This is a genomic window from Lacisediminihabitans sp. (assembly GCF_036569425.1).
Lineage (GTDB): Bacteria > Actinomycetota > Actinomycetes > Actinomycetales > Microbacteriaceae > Lacisediminihabitans.
Map to the genome: position 1 here is coordinate 81,569 of NZ_DATCQQ010000016.1, position 10,536 is coordinate 92,104.

Here is a 10,536-nt window from a genome sequence, read left to right on the forward strand (position 1 = left end):
GAAAACGCAGGAGATTCGCCGCCGGCGGAGCCGTTCTGCGGCAAAAAGCGGCAGGCGGCGCGGAATGTCCTGCGTTTTCGGTGGGGGACGGGAGCGGGACGGATGCGACGCCTACTGCTCGTGCACGTCGCCTTCTCGAAGGTCGGCGAGGAGGTTGATCGCGCGCGCCACGTCGATGGGTCCTGGCACCCGGAAGTTGGCGAGGGTGGACCCCTCGCCGCTCTTGAGCCCGACGTCGTCGGCGCCGAGTGCCGCGAAGGCGTCCTCGTCTGTCACGTCGTCGCCCGCGTAGAAGACGGCGGTCGCCTTCGTGTACTCGCGCAGGTGCTCCAGCGCCTCGCCCTTGGTGGTCGAGCGCACCGAGAATTCGAGAACGTTCTTGCCCTCGCGCACCGTCAGGTCGTCGAGCTCCGCCGCGGTCTCGCTGAGCGCGACGAGGTGCGCGATCCGGCTGTCGTGCTCAGTCGCTAGGCGCGTGTGCAGCGCGAAGCCGGCCGGCTTCGGCTCGAGCCAGACCTGGTCGATCGAATCCGCGACCTCGCCGAGCACATCGCCGAGCACGCCGACGCGGGTGACCTCGGCCGTGTTGAGACCGATCTGGTCGTCCGGCGAATCGAGACGCAGCTCGATGCCGTGCGACCCGACGAGCAGCACGGAGTCCGGCAGACCGGAAACCTGGATGAGGCTGGCCAGGGCCCGTCCAGACACCAGGGCGACCCGGGTGTTCGGCATGGCGTTGAGCCGCAGTACCGCCGCCCGGGCCTCGGGAAGCGCTCGGGCGGCCTCCGGGTCGTCCACCTCCGGGGCCAGCGTGCCGTCGAAGTCGAGAGCTACGAGCAGCCGGCGGGTGCGCGCGAGTTCGCGCAGCGCCCCCACGAACGGTTCCGGCAAACGGGAGAAGTTGGGCGGTGTGTCGACGTCGACCATCAGTTGAGTTCGTGTCCCTCTGATCCGTGGTGCGCCCGGCTCTCGAGCACCCGCAGGAATTCCGTCGACCAGCGCGCCACGTCGTTCTCGAGCACCCGACGGCGCAGGGAACGCATCCGCGCCGCCCGGTCGCGTTTCGGCATCACGATCGCCTGCAGGATCGTCTCCTTGAGCCCGTCGATGTCGTGCGGGTTGATGAGCAGGGCGCGCTTGAGCTCGTCGGACGCCCCGGCGAACTCGCTCAGGATGAGCACGCCGTCCTCGTCGAACCGGCACGCCACATACTCCTTGGCGACGAGGTTCATGCCGTCGCGCAGGGCCGTCACGAGCATGACGTCGGCGGCGAGGTAGAGCGCCACCATCTCCTCCCGCGGGTAACCGTGGTGGTGGTAGCTGATCGGCACGTGGGCGATCGTGCCGTAGTCGCCGTTGATGCGACCGACCGTCAGCTCGATTTCATCGCGCAGCGCCATGTAGGCCTGCACGCGCTCGCGGCTCGGGTTGGCCACCTGCACGAGCGTCACGTCCTCGGCATTGAGCCGGCCCTCGGCGAGCAGCTCGCCGTACGCCTTGAGACGGTGGCCGATGCCCTTGGTGTAGTCGAGCCTGTCGACTCCGAGCATCACCGTCTTGGGATTTCCGAGGTCGGCGCGAATCTGGCGCGCGCGATCCTGCACCTCGGGCGTGCGGGCGAGCGCCTCGAAGCTCGCGGCGTCGATCGAGATGGGGAAGGACTTCGCCACGACCGTGCGGAATGACCCCTGCCTCTTGATCGGGCCGAACACGCGCACCCCGGGCGACTCGTCCACGAGCGGCACCTCGATCTGCGTGCCCTTCGTCACGTATCCCTTGAGCCGGCGCACGGCCCGCTGGAAGTTGCTCGCGTCCGCCACCCGCTGAAAGCCGATGACGTCGGCGCCGAGCAGACCCTCCACGATCTGCGCGCGCCAGGGCAGCTGGGAGTAGATGCCATATGGCGGAAACGGAATGTGATTGAAGAAGCCGATCGTGAGGTCCGGGCGAAGCTCGCGCAGCATCTTCGGCACGAGCTGCAGCTGGTAGTCCTGCACCCAGACGACGGCCCCGATGGCGGATGCCGCGGCGGTCGCATCCGCGAATCGCTGGTTCACGTCGATGTAGCTCTCCCACCAGTCGCGGTGGTAGGTCGGCGGGTTGATCACGTCGTGGTACAGCGGCCAGAGGGTGTCGTTGGAGAATCCCTCGTAGTAGTTCTCGAGGTCGTGGGCGCTCAGCGGCACCGGCACCACGCGGATTCCCTCGCTGTCGAACGGCTCGAACTCGAGGTCGGGTTGGCCGCCCCAGCCGATCCAGGCGCCCTCGTGCTGGCGCATCACCGGCTCGAGGGCCGTCACGAGCCCGCCCGGCGAACGCGCCCAGCTCGCCGTGCCATCCGCCTCGATCACGCGGTCGACGGGCAGGCGGTTCGATACGACCACGAAGTCGTATTCGCCGGTCGGGATCGGGCTCGCTGTGTCGGTCATGTGTCCGCTTACTTTCGTCGTCGTGATGCCGCGCACCTCTTCGGTAAGCCACAACAAACTTATCAGCGAGCGCGAACTAGCATTGCTCGCATGGTGACTACCCGGCTCTACCGCGATGGGGCGATAAAAGAAGATGGGTTTCCGGTCGAGGACATCTCCGACTACATCACCACAAAGGGCTGCGTGGTCTGGGCGGACTTCGTCTCCCCCACCGAGCAGGATCTCGCCACCATCGAGGAGGAACTGGGGCTGCACCGCCTGGCGGTCGAGGATGCCGTGCACTCCTACCAGCGCCCCAAGCTGGACCGCTACGACACGCACCTGTTCCTCGCCGCATACGCGGTGAGCCTCGACAACGACACCGGCGAGCTCACCACGCACGAGATCAAGGCGTTCGTCACTCCGCACGCGCTCGTCACCGTGCACGACCCGGACTTCGACATGTCGCGCGTGGTCGCCCGCTGGGATAACGACGGCGACCTTGCCACGCACGGCGTGGGATTCCTGCTCTGGGGGCTCCTCGACGAGATCGCCGACGGCCACTTCGAGACGGTGCAGCAGCTGGACGGCGCCATCGAGCTGCTCGAGGACGCGCTCTTCGACGAGCGGCCGCGCGACAAGGAGGTGCAGAAGAGATCCTTCGAGTTCCGCAAGTCCCTCGTGCAGTTGCGCCGGGTGGTGCTGCCCATGCGGGAGGTCGTCAACACGCTGCTGCGGCGCGACCTCGACGCCGTCGACGCGGCGATGGGACCGTACTTCCAGGACGTGTACGACCACGTGCTGAGGGCCACCGAGTGGACGGAGTCGCTGCGGGATCTCGTGACCGCGATCCTGGAGACCAACCTCAGCATCCAGAGCAACCGCATGAACCTCATCATGAAGAAGGTCACGAGTTGGGCCGCGATCATCGCCGTGCCGACCGCGATCACCGGCTTCTTCGGCCAGAATCTCCAGTTCGTCGGATTCGGCACCGCGTGGGGCGTTTGGATGTCGATCGGCCTCATCGTCGCGACATCCCTCGCCCTGTATCTCAGTTTTAAGCGCAGGGACTGGCTTTAGTCACCCGGCGTTCAGCCAGCGAACCTAGAATCGTGTCGATGATTCGCGTTGGCATGAGCACGTCGTGCGCCTACCCACTGGCCACAGAGCACACCTTTCGGCTCGCCAGGCTCGCGGGCTACGACGGTGTCGAAATCATGGTCAGCAACGACGAGGGAACGCAGGATGCGGATGCCCTGCTCGCGCTGTCGGCGAAGTACGAGATGCCGATCATGTCGATCCACGCCCCCGTGCTGTTGCTCACCCACTTCGTCTGGGGACGAGACCCGCAGGTGAAGCTGGAGAAGTCGGCGGAGCTCGCCCGCGCGGTCGGCGCGACCTCGGTGGTGGTGCATCCGCCCTTCCGCTGGCAGGCCAGCTACGCGCAGGATTTTCTGCGCATCGTGCGCCAGACGGCCGGCGTCTACGGAGTGGAGGTCGCCGTGGAGAACATGTTCCCGTGGCAGGTGCGCGGCAAGAGCCTCAAGGCGTACTCCCCCGGCTACGACCCCACCCTCATGGACTGCGATTCGATGACCCTCGACTTCTCCCACGCCTCCCTTGCCGGGCGCGACTCGCTCGAGCTCGCCCTCGCCATGGGGCCGCGGCTGCGGCACGTGCACCTGTGCGACGGCTCCGGCTCGCAGGACGAGGGCCAGATCTTCGACGAGCACCTCCTGCCCGGGTACGGAACCGAGCCGGTCGCGGAGGTGCTCGAGTACCTGGCAGCCCAGAACTGGACCGGCCAGGTCGTGGCCGAGGTGAACACCCGTAAGGCCCGCACCGAGCAGGAACGCCTCAACATGCTGCGGGAGACCCTGGACTTCGCGAAGGCGAAGCTCGGCGCGGAGAGCACCGTCCATCGGGGGCGGGGGTCCACCGCCGGCTACCCAGGGCTGCTCCGGCGGGCCGGTCGTCGCGCGATCACGGCCCTCCGCCCCAACGGCCGCTGACCCCCTCCCGCCCTCCGACAACCCCCCGCAGCGGGGCCGTGACTCCCGCCGCCACCAACACCTACCTCAGCCTGCTCAAGGGCACGAAGAAGTTCGCGATCGTGCAGGTGACGGGCGAGCGCCTCGACGTGGGGCTCAAACTCCCCCACACGCACGACGACGCGCGCCTCGAGCCGTCTGGCGGCTGGAACTCGATGGTGACCCACCGCGTGCGGGTCTCCTCACCCGACCAGCTCGACGCGCAACTCCTCGGCTGGCTCCGCCTGGCCTACGACGCGGCCTGGGGCCCGGTTACGCGGGCACCGGCGCGAGCCCGAGGGCGAGCGCCCGCCGCGACCGACGGATGGCGACGAGGGAGACGAGCACGCTGCCTACCCCGAACGCCGCGAGGGTCAGGGTGGCCGCGACGATCGGTCCGACGGATCCCCCGGCGATGATCCCCTGCATCCCCTGCACCCCGTAGGTGAGCGGCAGCAACGGGCTCACCCACTGGAACGGCGTGGCGAGCAGCTCCACCGGATACAGCCCGCCGGTGGACGTCACCTGGATGGCGAGGGCCAGAAGGGAGACGACGAGCCCCGCGCGGCCCAGCCACAGACTGAGCAGGTAGTGGAAGGCCGTGAACGCGAGCGACATCAGCACGGCGAAGCCGAGGGTGGCCGGCAGCGAGGACCAGGCCACGCCGAGACTCAGGTGCAGGAGGCCCACGAGCAGCAGCGCCTGCGCGATCGTGATGGCGCTCGCCCTCGCCAGGGTCGAGAACAGCAGGCGTCCGTTCGCCGCGCTGGAGGTGAGTGCCCGCCGGGTCACCGGCCGCAGCACCAGGAACACCGCGAGGGCGCCCACCCAGAGGCCGAGCGGCACGAAGAAGGTGGCGATCACCTGCCCGATGTCGGCGATCTTGTTGTCCCTGGTCACCGTGAGCGAGACCGGGTCGGACGCGATCTTCGCCGAGGCGGCCGCCTGTCGGCTGTCGGTCGCCGGCAGCCGGTCGGCGCCCGACTTGAGGCCGGTCGCGAGTTGGGTGACACCGGAGGCGAGCTGGCTCGCGCCGGACGAGGCCGACGCGGCTCCGCTCGAGAGGCTGCCGATTCCGCCCGCGAGCGAACTCGCGCCCGAGCGGAGGCCGGACGACCCGGCCGCCAGTTTCGCGGCTCCCCCCGCGCTCTGCCCGATGCCCGCCTGGATTCCGCCGATAGCGCCGGTGGCCTGCTGGCTGAGCGTCGATCCGCCGGCCGCCGCCTGCGCGAGCTGACCGCTGATCGCGTTGATCGCGAGTTCGGCACCCGGCACGCCGTTCTGCAGGTCCGCATTCGCCGCGGCGAGAGCCGCCGAGAGCTGCGAGACGCCGCCGGTGAAGCTCGAGATGCCCTGGCCGAGCTGGCCGAGGCTCGCCGCTCCCGCGTTCAGCGTGCCGAGTCCGGCACTGAGCGAGTCGACGCCGGCGGTGTACTTCGCGATGCCGCTCGACAGGGATGCTGCGCCGGACTGGGCGGATGCCGCGCCGCCGGACAGCGAAGACAGCCCGCCGCTCAGGCTGGTCGCCGCGCTCGACAGGGTGCCGGCCCCGGTCGCCGCCGTGCTCAGCGAACCGCCGAGGGTGCCGACGCTCGTGTAGATTCCCGAGATGTACTGCTCGGTGATCGTCTTGCCGAACGTGTTGACCATGCCGTCGCCGACCGCCTGAGCGACCGCGCCGGTTAGGTAGCTGTGCGCGTCATCCGTGTGAATGGCGAGGTCGGCCTGTTTCGGGCTTGACGAGCTGAGCGAGAGGATCGACGTGGAGAAGTCCTTGGGCACCGTGAGTATCGCGTCGACCTTGCCGTCGGCGAGCGCCTTCTTGGCGTCCGCCGCGTTGGTGATGGTCCAGTCGAACCCCTTGCTGCTGCCCGTGAGCTCTGTCACGAGTTGGCGTCCGGCGAAGACCGGCGACTTCGTGCCATCGGCGGCCGTCGTGTAGACGAGTTTGTCGCTGTTGACGATGGCCGCCGGGATGCGGTCGACCGCCTTGTCGGCGTTGGAGAGGGCACCGACGAAGAGTCCGGCGAAGGCGAGCGGAACGACCACGGCGGCGGCGACCGCCGCCGAGCGCAGCCACTTTCTGCGGCCGAGCGGCGTGGCTGACTGGCTCACTGGAGTACTCCTCTGGCGTCGAGCGAGGCGAGGTCGACGGTGACGAGAGGTCGACCGTCGATCGCGATGGTGGTGGGCGCCCTCACGGGGGCCGGGGTGCCGAGCACGAGCGTCATCGTGGCCGGGGCGAGCAGGCAGAGGGCGCGCAGGAAGGCGGCCTCGTCTCCCGCCGTCGCGAAGCTGTCGAGCTGGTCGAGGATCACGACCGGCGTGCCCTCGGCGAGCGCGACGCTCGCGAGAGCGACGGCCCGTTCCCGCTGGGGCAGCTGCTGCAGGGTCGATGAGGCACTCACCGGCGCCGCGTCGGCCGGGGCGACCTCGGCGAGCACCGTGTTGATGCGAGCGATCCATCGGGCGACGCGGTGCCGCCGCCGTGCGAAGCGGTACCACGGCTGGGTCAGCGCCAAGCGTTCGTCGAGAAGTTCGCCGAGGGTCACCGAGGTCTCGGTGCGTTCGAGGCCGCCGATGTCCGCCATCGCGACAAGGCGCGCGACACTCCCCGCCTCGGACGGCAGCGGATGCCCGGCCACCTGCACCCGGCCGGCCACCGGGTCGAGGCGGCCGGCGATGGTCGCGCCGAGAAGTCGGCGGTCGGTCTGGTCACCACTCGCGAGAACGAGCGACCCCGGCGCGACCGCGATGCTGAGCGGGCCGACGCGTCGCTCGGCGGACCCGGCGACGAGCTCATCGGCACTGATCGAGGAGCCGCGCTGGTCGAGCGCCCACACGACGGCCTCGCGGTGCTGCCGCAGGTGCTCGCCCTCGATGTCCATGTTCGGAAGGATCCGCTGCAGCCACGCGGGCATCCACCAGGCCGCCCTACCGAGCAGGGTCATAATGGCCGGCACGAGGGTCATGCGCACGAGGAACGCGTCGAAGGCGATGCCGGCGGCGAGACCGAGGGCGATCGGCTTGATCGTGCCTGAGCCCTCCGGGACGAACGCAAAGAAGACGAAGAACATGATGAGGGCCGCCGCCGTCACCACGCGCGCTCCGTTGGCGAAGCCCCGGCTGACGGATTCGCGGGCGTTGCCCGTGCGCACGAACTCCTCGCGCATGCCGGAGACGAGGAACACCTCGTAGTCCATGGCGAGGCCGAAGAGCACCGCCATGAGCAGGATCGGCATGAAGCTGAGGATGGGTCCGGGGTTCTCCACGTTGAGGAGGTCGCCGAGCCAGCCCCACTGGAAGATCGCCACCACGACGCCAAACGAGGCGATCACCGAGAGCAGGAAGCCGAGCGCCGCCTTGACCGGAACGAGCACCGAGCGGAACACCATCATGAGCAGCACGATCGAGAGGCCGACCACGATGAGTCCGAACGGGATGAGGGCGGCGGAGAGCCGGTTGGAGATGTCGATGCCCACCGCGGTCGCCCCGGTGACGAAGATCGGGGTCGAGTACTTCTTCTCGATCGACGGAGCGAGGTCCCGGATCGACTGGACGAGCGCCTTGGTCTGGGTCGCGTCCGGTGCGCTCGACGGGATCACCTGGATGATCGCGGTGTCGAGTCCCGCATCCGGAATCCCCATGCTCACGTAGCTCACGTCCTTGAGCGTGCCGAGCTGCTTGCCGATCGCGGCGAGCTCCTCCTGGATCGCCGTGGTCTGGGTGATGTCGACCGCGACGATGAGAGGTCCGTTGTAGCCGGGACCGAAGCCCTCCTTGATGAGCTCGTAGGCCTGTCGTTGGGTGGACCCCTTGGGTTCCGAGCCGCCGTCGGGGAGGCTGAGGTTGAGGCTCAGCGCGGGGATGGCGAGGGTGCCGAGGATCGCCACGACCGCGAGGGTCGCGAGCACGGGGCGTTTCATCACGCCCTTCACCCAGCGCAGGCCCATCGTGGGCTTGCTGCCCTCCTCGTGCATGGTGGCGCGGCGGTAGGCCCGCGATCCGGGCTTGGGGGTGAGCCGCCCCTTGATCAGGCCGAGCAGCGCGGGAACGAGGGTCGTCGCAACGCCGATGGCGACGAGCACGGCGAAGGCCGCGCCGACCCCCATCACGCTGAGGAACGGGATGCCGACGACGAGCAGGCCGAGAAGGGCGATGATGACGGTGACGCCGGCGAACACCACGGCGCTTCCCGCGGTGCCGACCGCAATCGCGGCGGACTCCTCCGGGTCCTCGCCGTTGGCGAGCTGGTTGCGGTGCCTCGAGAGGATGAAGAGCGAGTAGTCGATGCCGACCGCAAGCCCGATCATGAGGGCGAGCAGCGGGGCCGAGCTCGACACGGTCGTGAACGCGGAGATCGCGCTGATGCCGCCGATGACGATACCCACGCCGAGAATGGCGGAGAGCAGGGGCATGCCGGCCGCGATGAGCGACCCGAAGGTGATCAGCAGAACCACGGCGGCGAAGAGCAGGCCGAACACCTCGGTGATGGTGATTCCGAAGGTGTTGTCCTGGAACACCTGGCCGCCGAAGGCGACGGTGAGCCCGGCATCCTCACCGATCGAGGCCGTGGCCTTGAGCGCCGTGAGGGTGGCCGGCTTCACGTCGCTTGACGCCCCGGTGAACTGGATCTGGGAGCGCGCCATGTTCTTGTCAGCGGTGACGGCGCTGCCGGCGTATTGCGAGAACGGGCTGAGCACGGAGTCGATGCCCGGGATCTTCTCGATCGCGGCATCCATCTTCTCGATCGCCGCGGTATAGGCCGGGCTGTCGACCGACTGCCCCGTGGGGGCCACGACGACCGCCTGCGCGCTCGCGCCCGCCACCGAGGGGAAGACCGCGTCGAGACGGTCGAGCGCGTTCTGGGACTCGGTACCGGGGATCGCGAAGGACTCCTGGGTGTGGCCCCCGAGCGCCACGCTGCCGCCGAGCACGCCCACGAAGAGCGCGATCCAGACGCCGATCACGATCCAGGCGCGGCGGTAGGAGAACCGACCGAGCCGGTACAGGAGAGTGGCCACGATCAGTCCTCGGTTTTCTGCGTTGCGTCCACCGGCGACAGGAGCCCGGTGAGGATGGAGACGAGAGCGGCCCTGGTCTCCTCGAGGGGAGCCGACTGCAGGGCGAGGGAGTCCTCGGTGCAGAGCATGTAGGCGGCGCCGCCGAGGGCGATACCGAAGCGCATCTTCTCCTCGAGGGAAGCGGTGTTCGCCGCGAAGAAGGCGGCGAGGCGACGCACGAGGTCGTTGGCGCGGTCGATCACCGGCACCGCGACGAGCGACGGTCCCTGGTTGATGAAGATGTGCACCTCTCGGCGGTACTGCAGGATGAAGTCCACGAACTCGACGAGGAAGGCGCCGCGGCCCTCCGCGGTGAGGCTGCTCGACTCGAGGCCCTCGAGGATCTGCTCCATCCGGTCGATCGCAGGGGCGACGGCGGCCTCGAGCAGGGTCTCCTTCGACGAGAAGTGGTAGAGCACGCTCGACTTGGACAGCCCGGCGAGGTCGGCGATGTGATGCAAAGAGGTTGCCGAGTAGCCGGCGGTGGCGAATTCGCCGAGCGCGATCGCGCGCAGGTCTTCGGATGACGTGGACATCCTGCGAACCTATCTGACCGATCGGTCAGACTCTGTCCGATCGGTCAGTTTGCCAGTCTCTTGCCAGCTTTCGTCGGCTGATCTGTGGTTGGTTTTGTCAAGGGGGCGGGGGTGAAGCGGCGTCTGGGATGGTCGTTCTCGGGTGCCGCTTCTGCTGGTCGTCTGGCGGTGATGGTGTCGAACGTGTCGAACGGGTCGAACATGTCGTAGCGACGTTCGCGGGTCAGGTCTGGAAATCGGGCGTCGCGTCGGCTAATAGCCGGTTCGGGGCGGCTGTTGCGCTGCGTGTTGTGTGGTCGAATCTCCGCGTGGGGTCGGGTCTGCGCGTGGGGTGGGTTTCCGCGTGGGGTGGGGTTTCCGCGTGGGGGTCGGGTTTCCGCTCCTCCACAGGTCGCGCCTGGGGAGGGTTGTCCACAGGAAGTGCTGGTCAGGGGAGGTATTGTCGGTCGCAATGTCGGTGGTGGCTGCAAGACTGTGGCCATGGAAAATGGCACCGCGA

At 68.5% G+C, this 10,536-nt stretch carries 7 protein-coding genes and 1 pseudogene; 3 read left to right on the forward strand and 5 right to left on the reverse strand.

Features of this window, described 5'->3' with window-relative positions:
• Nucleotides 1-111: 111 nt before the first annotated feature.
• Together otsB and VIM54_RS02505 are read right to left on the reverse strand one after the other, a co-directional pair.
• Nucleotides 112-927 carry a trehalose-phosphatase gene (otsB, locus tag VIM54_RS02500; protein WP_331898884.1) on the reverse strand — a complete coding sequence of 272 codons (816 nt, stop codon included), beginning with the start codon at nucleotides 925-927 and terminating at the stop codon, nucleotides 112-114.
• Nucleotides 927-2,429, reverse strand: coding sequence for an alpha,alpha-trehalose-phosphate synthase (UDP-forming) (locus tag VIM54_RS02505; protein ID WP_331898886.1), 1,503 nt, complete (start codon nucleotides 2,427-2,429; stop codon nucleotides 927-929). The genes otsB and VIM54_RS02505 overlap by 1 nt, the downstream gene beginning before the upstream one ends.
• Before the next feature lie 90 nt (nucleotides 2,430-2,519).
• On the opposite strand from VIM54_RS02505, the gene VIM54_RS02510 reads away from it, so the two are divergent.
• The 3 genes and pseudogenes from VIM54_RS02510 to VIM54_RS15870 form a co-directional block, all read left to right on the forward strand.
• Nucleotides 2,520-3,488: a magnesium transporter CorA family protein gene (locus VIM54_RS02510; RefSeq protein WP_331898888.1), complete on the forward strand. Its 969-nt coding sequence runs from the start codon at nucleotides 2,520-2,522 to the stop codon at nucleotides 3,486-3,488.
• 38 nt (nucleotides 3,489-3,526) lie between these two features.
• A complete protein-coding gene (locus VIM54_RS02515) occupies nucleotides 3,527-4,420 on the forward strand; it encodes a sugar phosphate isomerase/epimerase (RefSeq protein WP_331898890.1) in 894 nt (297 codons plus the stop codon).
• Nucleotides 4,421-4,458: 38 nt separating this feature from the next.
• A pseudogene (locus tag VIM54_RS15870) lies at nucleotides 4,459-4,683 on the forward strand (DUF5655 domain-containing protein); the annotation flags it as partial.
• A gap of 28 nt (nucleotides 4,684-4,711) precedes the next feature.
• On the opposite strand, the gene VIM54_RS02520 reads toward VIM54_RS15870, so the two are convergent.
• Genes VIM54_RS02520 through VIM54_RS02530 form a run of 3 tightly spaced genes read right to left on the reverse strand, consistent with a single transcriptional unit; the run spans nucleotide 4,712 to nucleotide 10,037 of the window.
• Nucleotides 4,712-6,553, reverse strand: a complete 1,842-nt coding sequence (locus tag VIM54_RS02520; RefSeq protein WP_331898892.1) for a YhgE/Pip family protein — start codon at nucleotides 6,551-6,553, stop codon at nucleotides 4,712-4,714.
• Nucleotides 6,550-9,462: an MMPL family transporter gene (locus VIM54_RS02525; RefSeq protein WP_331898894.1), complete on the reverse strand. Its 2,913-nt coding sequence runs from the start codon at nucleotides 9,460-9,462 to the stop codon at nucleotides 6,550-6,552. The genes VIM54_RS02520 and VIM54_RS02525 overlap by 4 nt, the downstream gene beginning before the upstream one ends.
• Nucleotides 9,463-9,464: 2 nt before the next feature.
• On the reverse strand, nucleotides 9,465-10,037 hold the full coding sequence (locus VIM54_RS02530; protein ID WP_331898896.1) for a TetR/AcrR family transcriptional regulator: 573 nt from the start codon (nucleotides 10,035-10,037) through the stop codon (nucleotides 9,465-9,467).
• Nucleotides 10,038-10,536 lie beyond the last annotated feature (499 nt).